The 16,417-nt window shown below is 41.3% G+C and carries 14 protein-coding genes; 1 reads left to right on the forward strand and 13 read right to left on the reverse strand.

Translation table 11 applies throughout. The annotated features are described in order from the left end of the window. Positions 1 to 219 precede the first annotated feature (219 nt). The 3 genes from PSPO_RS07820 to PSPO_RS07830 are packed head-to-tail and all read right to left on the reverse strand — an operon-like array spanning position 220 to position 2,304. Positions 220 to 873, reverse strand: a complete 654-nt coding sequence (locus PSPO_RS07820) for a DUF2987 domain-containing protein (protein ID WP_010559989.1) — start codon at positions 871 to 873, stop codon at positions 220 to 222. Continuing rightward, the gene (locus tag PSPO_RS07825; protein WP_010559988.1) at positions 866 to 1,669 is read right to left on the reverse strand and encodes a glucosaminidase domain-containing protein; all 804 of its coding nucleotides are present in this window, start codon (positions 1,667 to 1,669) and stop codon (positions 866 to 868) included. The genes PSPO_RS07820 and PSPO_RS07825 overlap by 8 nt, the downstream gene beginning before the upstream one ends. Positions 1,670 to 1,728: 59 nt before the next feature. Next, positions 1,729 to 2,304 (reverse strand): hypothetical protein, encoded by a 576-nt coding sequence (locus tag PSPO_RS07830; RefSeq protein ID WP_010559987.1) that lies wholly within the window; start codon positions 2,302 to 2,304, stop codon positions 1,729 to 1,731. A gap of 122 nt (positions 2,305 to 2,426) precedes the next feature. On the opposite strand from PSPO_RS07830, the gene PSPO_RS07835 reads away from it, so the two are divergent. Beyond that, entirely contained in the window at positions 2,427 to 3,725 is a 1,299-nt protein-coding gene (locus PSPO_RS07835; protein ID WP_010559986.1) for an anti-phage deoxyguanosine triphosphatase, read from the forward strand. On the opposite strand, the gene PSPO_RS07840 is transcribed toward PSPO_RS07835, so the two are convergent. The 10 genes from PSPO_RS07840 to PSPO_RS07885 all read right to left on the reverse strand — a co-directional run bounded on the left by PSPO_RS07840 (position 3,722) and on the right by PSPO_RS07885 (position 16,222). Continuing rightward, positions 3,722 to 3,988 carry a DUF1272 domain-containing protein gene (locus tag PSPO_RS07840; RefSeq protein WP_010559985.1) on the reverse strand — a complete coding sequence of 89 codons (267 nt, stop codon included), beginning with the start codon at positions 3,986 to 3,988 and terminating at the stop codon, positions 3,722 to 3,724. The two genes, PSPO_RS07835 and PSPO_RS07840, sit on opposite strands and share 4 nt — an antisense overlap. A 206-nt stretch (positions 3,989 to 4,194) precedes the next feature. Continuing rightward, entirely contained in the window at positions 4,195 to 6,117 is a 1,923-nt protein-coding gene (locus tag PSPO_RS07845) for an adenylate/guanylate cyclase domain-containing protein (protein ID WP_010559984.1), read from the reverse strand. Between the two features lie 76 nt (positions 6,118 to 6,193). Beyond that, positions 6,194 to 6,571, reverse strand: coding sequence for a Crp/Fnr family transcriptional regulator (locus PSPO_RS07850; protein ID WP_010559983.1), 378 nt, complete (start codon positions 6,569 to 6,571; stop codon positions 6,194 to 6,196). A 251-nt stretch (positions 6,572 to 6,822) separates the two neighbouring features. Further along, positions 6,823 to 7,614: a putative porin gene (locus PSPO_RS07855; protein WP_010559982.1), complete on the reverse strand. Its 792-nt coding sequence runs from the start codon at positions 7,612 to 7,614 to the stop codon at positions 6,823 to 6,825. A gap of 276 nt (positions 7,615 to 7,890) precedes the next feature. After that, entirely contained in the window at positions 7,891 to 9,054 is a 1,164-nt protein-coding gene (gene prpF / locus PSPO_RS07860) for a 2-methylaconitate cis-trans isomerase PrpF (RefSeq protein ID WP_040641590.1), read from the reverse strand. 18 nt (positions 9,055 to 9,072) lie between these two features. Next, positions 9,073 to 11,667 carry a Fe/S-dependent 2-methylisocitrate dehydratase AcnD gene (acnD, locus tag PSPO_RS07865; protein ID WP_010559980.1) on the reverse strand — a complete coding sequence of 865 codons (2,595 nt, stop codon included), beginning with the start codon at positions 11,665 to 11,667 and terminating at the stop codon, positions 9,073 to 9,075. A 61-nt stretch (positions 11,668 to 11,728) separates the two neighbouring features. Beyond that, the gene (gene prpC / locus PSPO_RS07870) at positions 11,729 to 12,853 is read right to left on the reverse strand and encodes a bifunctional 2-methylcitrate synthase/citrate synthase (protein WP_010559979.1); all 1,125 of its coding nucleotides are present in this window, start codon (positions 12,851 to 12,853) and stop codon (positions 11,729 to 11,731) included. Between the two features lie 11 nt (positions 12,854 to 12,864). Further along, positions 12,865 to 13,737 (reverse strand): methylisocitrate lyase, encoded by an 873-nt coding sequence (gene prpB / locus PSPO_RS07875; RefSeq protein WP_010559978.1) that lies wholly within the window; start codon positions 13,735 to 13,737, stop codon positions 12,865 to 12,867. An 86-nt stretch (positions 13,738 to 13,823) separates the two neighbouring features. After that, positions 13,824 to 14,477 (reverse strand): GntR family transcriptional regulator, encoded by a 654-nt coding sequence (locus PSPO_RS07880; RefSeq protein ID WP_010559977.1) that lies wholly within the window; start codon positions 14,475 to 14,477, stop codon positions 13,824 to 13,826. Positions 14,478 to 14,833: 356 nt separating this feature from the next. After that, on the reverse strand, positions 14,834 to 16,222 hold the full coding sequence (locus PSPO_RS07885) for a serine hydrolase domain-containing protein (RefSeq protein ID WP_010559976.1): 1,389 nt from the start codon (positions 16,220 to 16,222) through the stop codon (positions 14,834 to 14,836). Positions 16,223 to 16,417 lie beyond the last annotated feature (195 nt).

Below are 16,417 nucleotides of genomic sequence, written 5' to 3' on the forward strand. Positions count from 1 at the left end.
TAAAAAAACCAGTTCAAATGAACTGGTTTTTTTGTTTTTAACAATGAATAAATCGCTTATACCAATTCTGTTAAGTATGTGATCAAGAATAGCGCTGGATATATGAAATGGTAACAAGGCGGAATTTTTCTTATGTAGTTGTTCTACATTGATAAATTCTAACGCAGTTAACATGATATTTAGTCCGCTAGGATGATCAGCTACTCAAGTGAATTGGTATTATTTTGCGATATGTGGGATCACTTGTTTAATTGGCTGTGAAAACGTTAAACGCTTGTCTTCCCCTTCCACATCAAGCGATTCAATTGTACAGCGATTGTCCTTACACTTAATTTCATCGCCCGCGCCCATTGGTGCAGCTACTGTGTTATCAAACACTAAGGTGACACCTTTCACTTCTGGCATCATAAACGAGAACAACGTACGCATAAAAAAACCAGACAAACGGCCAATTAAATCATCAAACTCAGTTTGCAGCTTTGCCATTTGTTTTAACGACACGCTGTCACCGTAATCTTGGCTTGATTCCATCTGCAATTTTAACTGACATTGCTCACCCGCTTTTGGCTGTACCACGATAAGTGCTTTGTCTTTATCGAGCGTTTCGTCAAACGGTAACAGCAATTTGCTGGTTTTCGTATAATTAAGTGGATATTCATTGGTTTTAGTAATAATACTGCCGCTGTCAATCGTACAGGGATTGGCGTTTTGGTTAATTAAATAAAAACCAACATCTGCGCTTGCGTAATCCCCTTTCGACATCACTTTTAAACGGTCATAAAAGCCATCATACGAGACAACAAATTCAGACGCATTTGCCGTTAACGAAAGTGTTGATGCAAAAATGCCTGCCGCTACTAAAATCTTATTCACCGAAATACCTTTGATTCGTCATTAACATGTGATTTAGTTCATCAATATAGGCCTGACCGCGTTCTGAGTAGCTGCCAAGACCATTCAATAACTTCTCGGCTAGTATAATCTGCTCGTCGTAGCGATTGCTTTGCCTTAGATCACGAAGTTGTTGATATGCAGGGTGCGTATTAATGTTTCTGAAATAGGCGCGCACACTTTGCTCAAGTGTTTTAAATGCCGCAACTTCATGGCTACGCCCTTCATTACGCTTATTAGGTACCATGCCGCAGCCTTCTTTAAAACACCATAAGCCAAAGAAGTTTAAGCCAATACGTGCAAAACGCGAGGTTCCCCAGCCTGATTCGTTAGCTGCCTGTGTCAACACCATGGCACGTGGAATCATATCAACACGGCGTAATGCACGGGTTAAGTTTTCTTCGTTAACTGTGTCGTCGAGTTTATATTCAACAAGAATTTTCTTTAACGGTTTGATTTGTGCATCGGGAATGGCAAAGCCGAGTTCTAGCTCGGTTAAGGCTAAATCAATTTTTTCCCGTTGCTTTAGTATGCGTTTGTTTTCCGCGATTACATGTGGCTTCAACAAATCAAAAAATGCTTTTTTGCGCGCTTTCACATCACGAATTTTCGCAAAATCAGGCAATTTCACATTATGCAGCGGCTTTTCAACAACCACTTTTTTTACTTGTGTTGTTTTATCTTTAGATTCGGCTTGTTTGTCAGAGTCAGTGAGCCAAGGAGCGACCAACATGTAACCAAACAAACACACTATAATTAGTTTTAATAATAACTTCATATAAAATTTAAGTAGTTTAGAAATGTCTAAAAAAAGGAACAATTCTACACTAATGCATACTAGGACGTAAGCTTTTTAATCTTTGCCCTATCCCAATAAATACTGTGACCCACTAATGAACTAAGTGCTTTATTAAATAATTCGAAACTCGCAAACGGCGTCATTTTACCCGTTAAGCAGTACCAAGAATGTGAATAACAATTGCGTTTACTCACATGATAATCGTGATAAGCAAACACCTGACGAGCGACGTGTTCTTGGTCAAAATCAAATATGATTGGGTTAGCGAGCGTGTCTGTTGCAACAAAAATATGCTGACCACTACGGTCTTGTAAAAAGCGCTTGAAACTAATGGCACGCGATAACCCAGAACCATGTAGCTCTAACACAAGATCATCGTCAATTACTAAGCCTGTGTGGATAAACCCGTTGTATACTCCACAGCACACTATACTGCCAATTTCCGGTGTTATTTGAAATTCACTCGGTAGATGATCGCACGGATAGCGACCGACCGCACTACGTGCCTTTAAACCTAACTTACGTTGTTTATCTTGCTTTTCTATCTCACTTCGATAAAACGAATTTGCTAACACTGCAGCTGCTGAAACGCCAAGCAAAATTGGTAATGGCATAATCTCACTCCAAATATCACCCTAGCTTTAACTATGGCACAGCTTATACCTTAATAGTGTTTTAAGTTGTTGCAATTTATGTCTAAAATAACACTATGATAGAAGTAGATTAAACTGGATTTATGACTGAAGAATGGCTGGCTAGACGTTATCAAGAAAACAAACATCGTCCCGACGATAAACGTTCCCCGTATCAAAAAGACCGCTCTCGCATTATTCACGCAGCCGCTTTTAGGCGTTTACAAGCAAAAACCCAAATTATGGGCATTGGCGTAAATGACTTTTATCGCACCCGATTAACCCATTCACTCGAAGTAGCACAAATTGCCAGTGGTATTTTAGGTCAACTAAGAGCAAATCCGAGCAATGCATCATTTTCAGCATGCTTACCTTGTCGCAGTCTTATCGAAACGTTATCACTAGCACATGACATTGGTCACCCGCCTTTTGGTCACGGCGGTGAAACGGCTCTCAATTACATGATGCGTGCGCACGGTGGTTTTGAGGGCAACGCCCAAACACTTAGAATTGTGGCTAAACTAGAGCCTTACAGTAAAGGCTACGGTATGAACCTAACACGCCGCACTTTATTAGGTTTTATAAAATACCCACAGCTGATCAAATCGTTGTGGAAAATTCCACATGATGATGGCACAGATAAATTTATCAACTCTACTCGTTGGCTTCCCGCAAAAGGGCTTTATTGCGAAGAAAGCGCGGTGTTTGATTGGGTATTAGCACCGCTTTCAGATACAGACAAAACCATATTTACATCATTTGCTGAAAACGCCAATGGCATTGCTCGTACCCAATATAAATCACTCGATTGTGCAATTATGGAATTAGCTGATGATATTGCGTACGGAGTGCATGATTTAGAAGATGCGATTGCCACGGGCATGGTAAGTCAGCATCAATGGCATGAGTTTGTAGCTAATCATTTGAGTGAGTTAGAAGACGGTTGGCTTAAAACCAATTTACCACGAATTTCTGCCCAACTGTTCTCACGCGATGAAGCCGATTTAAAAGAAGTCATTGGTGAACTAGTTAATTTATTTATTACGCAGGCAAAAGTGAAAAAGCTTGGCGTATTTGACAGCCCGTTACTCGATCATTCGGTATATTTAGAAAAAGAGTTATTTATTTTACTTGAAGGGTTAAAACAATTTGTGTTTCGTAACGTAATTCGCCATCCAGAAATGCAGCAAATTGAATTTAAAGGACAAAAAATTATTTCCGATTTATTTGCCGCGTTTGCCAGCGATCCGCTAAGGTTGTTACCTCATACTCGTCAAACAATTTACCAAGCGGCACTCGAAAACGGCGAAACTGGCTACCGTCAACTTTGCGATTATATCTCATCAATGACCGATGAATACGCCATAAAGGTACATGGTCGCTTATTTACTACTGAGTATTAAGCTATTTTTGAGTCGTCGTAAAATACTGTACCATCGTCTTTTGATACATTACGGCTACAGTGACTTTCTTGTGTTTCAAGTAATTCACTAGGTCGTAAACTACGTTCTTTTAATGCTTCGCCACAATGGGGACATACATCAATTAAACATTCGCTACTAAGATGAAAACAGTTGGTGCACTCAAAGCAACTCACTTCCGTTTCACTTTGTGCTTGTTCACTTTTTTGACAATGGAACAATGCGTGTTCTGCCATATTTGACATTACGATCCTCCTTTTTGTTTGAACATAAAGAAAGCAACCCTGTTTGACAAGCTTATTTAATGAACAATTACTAAAACCAGTAAAAAGTGCTAATTAGTGCATTTTAATTGTCACACTAGCGCCATATTTATTAATCCATAAATGTGACGAAGCGCACTAACCTTTCCTCGTACTCAGGTGCGCTAGCATAAATGCATTATAGCCTGTCATTTGTTATCTAAATATGACTCACCACCCCATGATGCTGGGAGTGCTTGGCGTTTATATTCTTCGATGCGCTCAAGAAACAATCTACATAAAACCATTAACTCTGGTTCAGAATAAAGAGATTGATAGTAGGTGTGCGCTTTTTGCCAATCCCTATCACAATACGCAGAAAATGCTTGTTTTAATGCCTGTTGGTGCTTTGTGCTTTCAAAATAACAATAAATATTGATGGCCTGCGATTTACCTTTTAATACCACTTTGTCAATTAAGGTAAAATGGGATTTGTCGTTGAGTTGCTCATAAACAGCTTGTCCAATCAATAAATCACTGCCGTACAATCGATTGGCGCTTTCTAGGCGCGCCGCTTGGTTTACCGCATCGCCAATGCAGGTGTAATCGAATAAAATATCTGAGCCAAGATGACCAACGATGACTTCGCCATAATTTACACCTATACGCAGCTTAAGTTCAGGCAAACCCTGGCGTTGTAATTCTTCACTGAGTTTTACGCAAGTTGCATTCATTTCAATTGCCGCAGCAACCGCTTTTTCTACCGAGTTTTCACAGGCTACTGGAGCCCCCCAAAACGCCATTACCGCATCGCCTAAATATTTATCAAGCGTGCCCCCGTGTTTTACGATAATACGACTATGCGCTGTCAGCACCTGATGCAAAATATCCGCAACTTGTTCAGCCTGAGTTTGCTCTGCAAGCTTGGTAAACCCAGCTAAATCAGCGAATAAAATCGCTAAAAATTTACGCTCACCGCCAAGCTCTAACTTTGTAGGGTTGTCTTTAAGCTCATGCAATACCTGATCGGATACATAACGTGAAAACGCATTAGTAATAAACTGCTGCTGTCTGTGCTGTTTTTTAAAGCCAAGAACAAAGTAAAAGAAATAACTACTGATTGCTATCGCACACAAACTTACTACCGGCAGTGAAACACCATGATAAAACGCAAAAAGTGAAATAATCACAATGAAACCAAGTAACTTCGCCAAACCTAGCAGTGATTTTTTCAACGACGCTGCAGTAAATAGATAACTTGCAAACAATGCAACCAACAAAGCTAAAAATGCGGTTTGCAATACAGTTAACGTTGAAATGCTTAACCCGCTTTGTACATTAGCAATCGCGTTAGCATGCACCTCTACACCCGACATTGTATTGCCAGATAACCAAGTAAAAGGCGTACGATAGCGGTCAATGGCCGTGTCACCAAAACGCGTATTGGCAAGAATATCGATGCCTACTAATACAATTTTGTCTTTGAAAATATGATCGGGTAACAGATTTGCACTTGTAGCCTTGACGAAAGGTATCGTTACAAAGCTGTTTGTATCGCCAATAAAGTGAATTCGGGTATTATTCGTGGGGTTTTGTGCGCTAAACGCGTAACTTATACTGCTACTATGCGGTAAATGTCTTATCACACCATCAAGATTAGATGACAATTCAAAAGACTTAATTTTTGCACCCGCATCTCGATAATAATTTAATAAAGAATCGTCCTGCCCGCTTTGACTCTTCGCAAGATAAACAGGCAAGTTGCTAGCTGTTATACTGCTTGCCAAATTAGAAGCTTCTTCCTCATTTGCATTAGGTAAAGCATCTATAGGTAGATTTAATACAACCGCTTGTGCGCCTGCCTGATTTAACCGTTTTAGTAAATTAGTGTAATAACCTGCAGGCCAAGGCCAACTAGATTGGTAGTGCGCAAAACTTTGCTCGTCAATAGCAACAATAACAATATCGGTTTTATTGACGTTGGCGGGAATAATACTGGATTGTGCATCAAATGCCGTGTTTTCAAGTTGCTGCCAAGCATCACTTTGTGACAAAACGTACACACAACACACACTTATTAACGACGATAACAGGCTATACAACAACCACTTTTTGCTAACCTGATTAAACATACAAGTAATTAACCTTGAAATATGGCTTCACGCGTTGTGCTAGTCTATTTTACGCAAAGTTTGATTTACTGAACGTTTATTCGCCTTCCGCTTCTAACAACGTGACAGGTTCCATTAAACGTTCTGTGGTTTTTTCTAAACGTACCGCCAAGCCTTCTATTATACGTGCGGCAATACCCGCGTTATTCGCTAACATTTCTTCAAAGCGTTCGCGCTCGTATACTTGCAATACGGTATCTTCCGTTGCAATGGCACAACAACTACGCAATGAGTTTGTGATAATCGCCATCTCACCTAAAAACTCACCCTCGCCTAAGTAACTTAATACCACGGATTGTCCCATTTTTGACTTAACCAGCTTAATTTTACCTGAGCGGATCACATACATACGCTCTGCTTTGTCGCCTTGTTGAAACAAGGTTTGACCTTCTAATAGGGTTAATTCGCGGGTCATAGTATTCCTTACTTATAAATTGACTTTAGGCTAAATTATCGCGATTAATCAAGGTGATGTCTACGACTTAATGACTAATTAACCTGAGCTAGGGATAACAAACTGCTTTCCAGAAGGAATAAAACAAGATGGTTATTATATTTCAGATGCTTAGCTAGTTTCTCAACCCACATTCAGGTTAACTAAAATCTTTTAACATTAAAAAAGGAAGCGAATGCTTCCATTTCACAAGATTACAATCAACGGTTCTTTTAGAACTGTGCTGTTAAATTAATTTGATACATATCGTAATCAAAATCGCTATCTAAATTTGTACCATAGCTACCCGATAAAGCCCAGTTGGTATTAAAGTAATAACGTCCACCAACTTGAATATCATCTGATTTATTAACTGATGCAAATACTGATAAACCTTCATTGAAATAGTAATTTGAACCTAATAACCAATGATCGAAGTCACCTGCATCAATATCAAGGTTTACAGTTACGTAACGACCTTGGCCAAGCTCTGCATAATATTTGGTATCTAGGCTTAAGTAATCAAACTCATCGTCAACAGAGGCCGTAAAGCCAACATAATCCGTCGTGTTTAGGCTTAAATTATATTGTGCCGTTGCATAAAAGCTGCCGTCAGAACCTGAAACATCCGTATCACGATAATGAATACGTGCGATTAGATCGGGCGTAAATAAATAACCAAATGACGCTTCATAAGAATCAACATCGCTCCAATCTGAATCTGTGCGGCTGTAATTAGCACCCGCTACAAAATTGTTGAAGAAATATTCACCGCGTACGCCAATACTATCCACATACTCATTATCTCTATAAAACGCGCCAATGTTTGACTTGGTATTAATGTAAGAAAATTCATTGTATGGGCCAAGTGCTTTACGCGCATCAAAATAATATACAGAACCAATGCTTACAATTTCATCGTAGTCCGTATCTGCATATGACGCGTTTGAAATTGACTGGTATTCATTTGCACAAGCTGCAAACGACGTTAATGTAACTAAACTCGCTAATAATGTTTTTTTCATGCTACTTTCCTTGTGTAGTGATCTTCTCGACGATATGCATTATATAGAGTCTCAAATCAGGTACAACAACGACGCCATTTACATTAAGTCAATAATATCCATTTCTATTCATAGACTTAATGCTTTTTAATCAGATTTAACACCGGATTTACAATGGTGTTTATTTATTATCTTGCACTGTAGAGATCTCTTACACGACTTTAAGACAAAATACCCGCTTTTAGAACGAAAAAAGGAAGCCACAGCTCCCTTAAAAATTAATGATTTACAGCGTATTTACAAAGGTACGTGTAACACGCCTTCCATAATCACGCGTGCACTTCGGCTCATACTAGCAAACTCTGCTTGCCAGCCAGCGTCAGTTTCAGCTGTTTTTGCGCCGACTTTCATAGTGCCTGATGGATGACCAAAATTCACATCTGAAATATCACCGCCACCAGCAGCTAAATTAACTAATGTGCCTTTTGTCACCGCAGCACACGCAATCGCTACTGCTGCAGTGCCCATCATCGCATGGTGCAGTTTACCCATTGAAAGCGCACGCACATTTAAATCAATGTTTGCACTTTTAACCATATCACCGCTTGAACTTATGTAATCTTGTGAAGGCGATACAAACGCAATTTTTGGTGTGTGCTGGCGCGTTTTCGCTTCACTTGGATCACTAATTAGACCCATTTTAAGCGCTCCCGCGATTCTAAGCTTTTCAAAAAAAGCCAGCTTGTCACTATCACCATTGATGTCTTCTTGCAGCTCCACACCACTGTAGTTAATGTCATGACTATTAACAAAAATGGTGGGAATACCCGCGTTAATCATGGTTGCTGGAATATCCCCTAAGCCGTCAACCGTTAACGTATCAACCAAATTCCCGGTTGGGAACATGTTCTCGCCCACAGGGGATGGTGCAAGGAATTGCACTTTAATTTCGCTGCTTGTAAATGCGACGCCATCAAGTTTAAAGTCGCCAACCTCATTAACTTCCCCGTCTTTGATGGGTACTTGCACCACCAGCGTTTTTTCGATGTTTTTTTGCCAAATACGCACTTCAAGATCGCCGTTTTGCGGAATACGCGATGCATCTACAAAACCATTGTTAATGGCAAATGCGCCCACAGCAGCCGTTAAATTACCGCAGTTACCGCTCCAATCAACACTTGGTTTATCGATTGCAACTTGGCCAAATAAGTAATCAACGTCGTGGTCCGCTTTATCGCTTTTGGCGACAATTACCGTTTTACTGGTGCTGGACGTTGCACCGCCCATACCATCGATTTGCTTCTCGTAAGGATCAGGGCTGCCAATCACACGCATTAGTAACTTATCACGAAATTCGCCAGGCGCTTGTGCTTCAAGCGGTAAATCGCTTAGCTTAAAAAACACCCCTTTACTGGTACCGCCACGCATATAAGTTGCTGGAACTTTATATTTTGTTGTCATAGTGAGGTATAGCAGCGATTAACTCGCTGCTGTCTCCGCTAAAAAGTCTTGTGCAAAGCGTTGCAATACACCACCCGCACTGTAAATAGAGACTTCTTCCGCTGTATCTAAACGACAGGTAACCGGCACCTCTACCACTTCGCCATTTGCGCGATTGATAATCAGCGTTAAATCACATCCTGGCGCAGGCTCGCCTTTAACATCATAGGTTTCTGTGCCGTCAATTGACAGTGTTTTACGCGTTGTGCCAGCTTTAAATTCAAGCGGCATAACACCCATACCAATTAAGTTAGTACGGTGAATACGCTCAAAACCCTCTGCCACAATGGCTTCAACCCCTGCCAAGCGCACACCTTTTGCCGCCCAGTCACGAGATGAACCTTGGCCGTAATCAGCACCGGCAATAATAATTAGCGGTTGTTTACGCTCCATATAAGTTTCAATGGCTTCCCACATACGGGTCACTTTGCCTTCAGGCTCAATACGCGCAAGTGACCCTTGTTTTACTTCGCCATTCTCTAACACCATTTCATTAAACAGTTTAGGGTTGGCAAAAGTAGCTCGCTGCGCTGTTAAGTGATCGCCTCGGTGCGTTGCATACGAGTTAAAGTCTTCTTCTGGTAACCCCATTTTGGCAAGGTATTCCCCTGCGGCACTGCTTGCTTGGATGGCATTAGACGGTGATAAATGGTCAGTCGTAATGTTATCGCCAAGTACAGCAAGCGGACGCATGCCTGTCATAGTACGAGGTTTGGCAAGTGCACCTTCCCAATAGGGTGGACGGCGAATGTAGGTACTCATTTCACGCCAATCGTATAGTGGGTTATTGTCTTCGCCATAATCTACGGTTAAATCGAACATTGGCGTATAAACCGCATTAAATTGCTCTGGCTTAACGCTTTTGGCAATTACTGCATCAATTTCTTCATCGCTTGGCCAAATATCATTTAAGCGAATTTCTTTACCTTCAGCTGATACACCCAGTACATCGTTTTCAATATCAAAACGAATACTCCCTGCAATTGCGTAGGCAATAACCAGTGGTGGCGACGCTAAGAACGCTTGGTTTGCATGTGGGTGAATGCGGCCATCAAAGTTACGGTTACCTGAAAGTACCGCAGTAGTATATAAATCGCGCTCAATGATTTCTTGTTGAATAACAGGGTCTAGTGCGCCACTCATACCATTACACGAGGTACAGGCAAAACCCACAACACCAAAACCTAAGCTTTCAAGCTCTGGTAGTAAGTTTGCTTCTTCCAAGTAGCTTTTAACCACTTTAGAACCCGGCGCAAGCGAAGATTTAACCCAAGGCTTACGGGTTAAGCCGAGTTTATTTGCATTTCGCGCAATTAAACCTGCGGCAATCATATTGCGTGGGTTTGATGTATTGGTACAGCTAGTGATAGCTGCCACAATTACCGCACCATCTGGCATTTGTGTATCTGTATGCGAATAATCACCCAGTAAGTCAGTGTTTTTAAGTTCACTCGTTGCTACACGGCGATGCGGGTTAGAAGGCCCTGCGATATTACGGCCAACCGCACTTAAATCAAAGGTTAATACACGCTCGTATTTCGCCTCAGTCATTTCAGATGCCCAAAGGCCTGTGGTTTTTGCGTATTCTTCTACGAGTTTAATTTGACTGTCTTCACGGCCTGTTAGCTTTAAGTAATCAATGGTCTTTTCATCAATGTAGAACATGGCCGCAGTTGCGCCGTATTCTGGCGTCATATTTGAAATGGTTGCACGATCACCTAAATTTAAGTGCTGCGTACCTTCCCCGAAGAATTCAAGGTAAGTAGACACCACTTTTTCGTTACGTAAAAACTCAGTAATTGCTAACACAATATCAGTTGCTGTGATACCAGGCTTACGCTCACCGACAATTTCAACACCTACAATGTCAGGTAAACGCATATACGATGCGCGGCCTAACATTACACTTTCAGCTTCAAGGCCGCCGACACCAATGGCGATAACACCTAATGCATCTACATGCGGTGTATGGCTGTCTGTGCCCACTAAAGTATCTGGGAAGGCAACGCCATCGCGGGCTTGTACTACCGGCGACATCTTCTCAAGGTTGATTTGGTGCAAAATACCGTTACCCGGAGGGATAACATCAATATTTTTAAATGCCGTTTTAGTCCAATTAATAAAATGGAAGCGGTCTTCATTACGGCGATCTTCAATCGCACGGTTTTTTTCAAATGCGTCTTTATCGTAACCACCGTGCTCTACCGCAAGGGAGTGATCAACAATCAGCTGTGTTGGTACAACAGGGTTAACTAATGATGGGTCGCCGCCTTGCTCTGCGATGGCATCACGAAGGCCAGCTAAATCAACCAGTGCAGTTTGGCCTAAAATATCGTGACACACCACACGTGCTGGAAACCACGGAAAATCAAGGTCGCGCTTGCGCTCAATCAGTTGTTTTAACGAATCAGTTAGCATTGAAGGTTCGCAGCGGCGAACAAGGTTCTCAGCAAGCACTTTTGAAGTGTAAGGTAATTGTTGATAGCTCCCCGGTGAAATGGCATTCACCGCGGCTTCAACATTAAAATAATCTAGAACGGTATTGCCTAGCTTTTGACGGTATTGGGTATTCATATGGGCTCCACAACAAACTCGGAGTAAAGGCATGCTAGGCATGCCTTGATATAATGCGACATTAACGCGCTGAAATAGGTGGTACTTCGCGTGCTTCTGGGCCTGTGTAATCAGCACTTGGACGAATAATACGGTTATTAGCACGTTGTTCTTTCACGTGTGCTGTCCAGCCTGTTACACGGCTCATTACAAAGATTGGCGTGAATAACGCTGTTGGAATACCCATAAAGTGATATGCCGATGCATGGAAGAAATCAGCATTACAAAATAGCTTTTTCTCACGCCACATTACTTCTTCACAGCGCACAGACACTGGGTAAAGCACGTCATCGCCTACTTCTTTCGCAAGTAATTCAGACCACTTTTTGATGATCACATTGCGCGGGTCAGACTCGCGGTAAATTGCGTGGCCAAAGCCCATGATTTTTTCTTTACGCTCAAGCATGCCCATCAGTGCTTCTTCCGCTTGATCAGCACTTGTGAAGTTCTCAATCATTTCCATTGCGGCTTCGTTTGCACCACCGTGCAGTGGGCCACGTAATGAGCCAATTGCACCGGTTACACATGAATGCACATCAGACAGTGTTGATGCACATACGCGCGCTGTGAACGTAGATGCGTTAAATTCATGCTCTGCGTATAAAATTAGCGATACATTCATTACCTTAGCGAATAGCTCGCTTGGTGCTTTGTCGTGTAATAAATGTAAGAAGTGCGCGCCAATTGAATCGTCATTAGTTTCAACATCAACACGTACACCGTCGTGCGAGAAACGATACCAATAACAAATAATACTTGGGAATACCGCAACCATACGGTCGATATGGTCGTTCACATCGTTAAAGTCGGTTTCCATTTCAAGGTTGCCGAGCATTGAACAACCCGTACGCATTACATCCATTGGGTGCGCTGATTTCGGAATAGACTCTAGAACACTTTTAAGTGCCGCTGGTAAACCTCGAAGTGTTTTTAGTTTCGCTTTGTACTCATCAAGTTGTGATTGATTTGGTAATTCGCCACGGCTTAAAAGGTAAGATACTTCTTCAAATTCAACTTTATCTGCAAGTTCTGAAATATCATAACCACAATACGTTAAACCACTGCCTGATTTACCTACTGTACATAACGCTGTTTCACCAGCAACTTGACCACGTAATCCTGCTCCGCCTAATGCTTTATCTACCATTTTCCTGCCCCTTATTTATTATTCTGAAAAAGTTTATCAAGTGTGTTTTCAAACGAGTGGTAATCTAAAAAGTCATACAACTCAGCGCGGGTTTGCATTGAATCAATGGCGTTTGCTTGCGAGCCTTCACTTAAAATTGTGTTATATACATTAAGCGCCGCTTTATTCATTGCTCTAAACGCACTTAGCGGGTAAAGCACCATGCCAACACCCACTTCTTCTAATTGGGTTTTTGAATAAATTGGTGTTTGGCCAAATTCAGTAATATTGGCGAGAATTGGTACATTAAGCGCATCGCTAAATGCTTTATAGTCAGCAAGGTCGTGCACTGCTTCTGCAAAGATTGCATCGGCACCTGCTTCAATACACGCAGCAGCGCGGTCGATTGCGGCATTTAACCCTTCTTTTTGAAACGCATCGGTACGCGCCATAATGTAAAAATGCTCATCAGTTTTTGCATCAACCGCCGCTTTAATACGGTCAACCATTTCTTGCTGGCTTACGATTTCTTTATTTGGACGATGGCCACAACGCTTTTGCGCGACTTGATCTTCAATATGAAAACCCGCGGCACCTGCTTTTGTCATTTCTTTTACGGTACGCGCAATATTAAATGCACCGCCCCAGCCTGTATCGGCATCGACGAGTAGTGGTAAATCAGATGCGCTGGTAATACGGCGAATATCTTCAAGCACATTATCTAAGCTTGTCATGCCTAAATCGGGTAAACCGTAACTGGCGTTGGCAACCCCAGCGCCTGATAAGTAAATGGCTTTATGCCCTACCTTCTCTGCCATCATTGCAGTATAAGCATTGATAGTGCCGACCACTTGAAGCGGTTGGTTCTCTGCTAATGCTTGGCGAAACTTCAAACCTGCTGACATGTATGTCTCCTTTGAACGGTATTTTTATATTTGTACGCTAGCGTTACGCTAACTAAATTTGTTTACACTTTTATTGGCATCACGCATTACTGAAACTTACGTTCAATATTGTTACCTGATGCCGCGATATGTCTTTTCATTAATAATTCGGCTAGTTCGCCATCACGCGCTGCAATGGCATTAATAATAGCCAAATGCTCATCAAATGCTTTACTAACACGTGGGCCATTCATGCCCATTTGCACTCGGTACATTCGCACTAATTGGTATAATTCGTTGCACAATAGATTAATTAAGTGGCTGTTTTTACTGCCTTTAATAATGCGGTAGTGAAAATCTAAGTCACCTTCTTCTTGGTAGTAAGACTCCCCTTGGCGCACCCGTTGTGTCGACAAATGATCATCAAGTAAGGCTTTTACCTGATTGATTTCATCGTCTGTCATATTGGTTGCTGCTAAACGGCACGCTAGCCCCTCAAGGGCGCTACGTACTTGATAAATTTCATCTAACTTTTCTGGGGTAAGCGAAATTACACGGCAGCCCACATTGGCTTTGCGCTCGATTAAATGACAGCTTTCTAAACGATTAAGCGCCTCACGCAAGGTTGCGCGGCTAACTTGATGCTTTTTGGAGAGTTCTGGCTCAGAGATTTTTGAGCCTTGCGCTATTTCACCTTCCACAATGGCTTGACGAATGTCGACAAAAACTTTATCTGACGCTGTTTTTACTTCATTTTCCAATTTAAAACCTAACTATTGTCGACAATAACTAGGGGTAATATAGGAGTGATTGACGAAGAGATCAACAGATTGTCGACAATTTTAGCAATTAATTTTATTAAATTGGACTACAGAGGTGTTAATTGTCGACAATAGAGACCATGAAACACTCCGGTGAGCGTTTCGCTACTAACGTATAACGATCATTCACTAACCGTTATGCATTTAACGCTTAAGGTAAATCACTTCATTAAGCCGCTTGATTCAAAGATCCCTAGTAATTCATGTTCAACGCCGAAAAAAATGTAGGCCATCACTAAACACGCCACCTACACCTAAGTTCGTTCACATAACGCCTGTTAAGTATTAAAGGCCTTTTAAATTGTTGCACCGCAAATAGCGTTTCGTTCTTCTAAGTTCTTAACCAATCTGTGATTACACGCCTTTGCAAAATGATGTTTCGCATCTTCAGATTGCTTAAATTGGTTACCGATCACAGCAAATAACTGTAACGATTTACTTGCTAGGTTTGCCCAAAGTAACTCATAGGCAAACGATGTCATCATGCCTTCATCTAATGTGTATTTGTTGGCTTTAATATCGGTTAATAGCTTTTCAAAGGTGCCAGTGGTAATCGCTTGTGTTAATGCAAGCGCAACATCATTTTCACGGTTAGGTGCCTGCTCGCCATAAAGCACCTTGGCAATATCCCCTACTAGTTGGCGTTTCAATTGGTAACTCATACCATTATTGCTAAGTAGAATAACGCTGTGTTTATCATCTATAAGACGCAGCACCATGCTGCTGTAGCCTTTTATTTTGCCATCATACATATGGGCATTCACATTACGTGACTCTGTAATTGGCAATTTGCCTACTCGCCAACTGTAAGGTAGATCAGGGTTAAACAATTGGCGCTTGCTTTGTGCATTAACTAGTTCTGTGCCATAAAGCGCTAAATCAAATCGATATAAATCATCGGCGCTACTATAAATGGCGGCACCTGCACCAAATAATTTGTAGTTGTTGTCTGGTTCACGTTTATAGCCACCAGCATCTTGCCATTGGTGCGCTTTAATCACGCGATCACTTTGTGTATTGCCAGGGGCAACACCAGAATGCGTCATATTAAGTGGTGCTAAAATATTGTTTTTTAGACTCTGTGCAAATGATTGCCCTGTGACTTTTTCAATGATTTTACCTAACAGAAAGTATGCAGGGTTTGAATAATTGTGCTCTTCACCAGGCTCAGCGCTTAACGGCATATTTGCAATGACATCAACAAATGCCTGCTCAGTGGTTACTTTGTGAAAGTCACGATTAAACCAGTTATTGAAGGTAAAGTGATTAGGTATACCCGATGTATGATTCAATAAATGATGTAATGTGATTTGTCGGCCAATATCATTATCAAATTCAGTAAAGTAGTCGGCTAATGTACTTTCAAGCTTAAGTTTGCCTTGCTCTTTAAGTTTAAGCACTAACGTGGCTGTAATGGGTTTACAAAGCGATGCAATTTGAAACGAACTATTTACGCTAATTGGTGTGCGATTGTCATAATTAGCAAAGCCGTATGCCTGCTCAAATATTTTTTCACCTGATTGAGAAACCAGTAACACACCTTCAAATGCACCATGTGAAACGTAACTGTTAATTACGCTTTCGATAGCGCTTTTTGTTGTTTGTGTTGTGGGCTGTTCTTTAGCATAAAGGCTAAAAGATAAGACAAGCCCTATGGTCACAGACGCGATTTTTGCGGTTAACACAATTAAATTCCCTGTTTTTGCATAGCGTTAGATGGCATTTAGTATCTATTGCTTAATTACACTCAGCAAATAATAATTGTATAAAAATATTAATGAGTTATTAGTGCGTGTTGCCCTTTTCGCCCAAAATTTAAAGGCCAAAGTCGCTGGCTTTCTATCGCTAAGTAATAAGCTTATTGCAAAAAAATAGCCCAA

Source organism: Pseudoalteromonas spongiae UST010723-006, from assembly GCF_000238255.3.
Classification (GTDB): domain Bacteria; phylum Pseudomonadota; class Gammaproteobacteria; order Enterobacterales; family Alteromonadaceae; genus Pseudoalteromonas; species Pseudoalteromonas spongiae.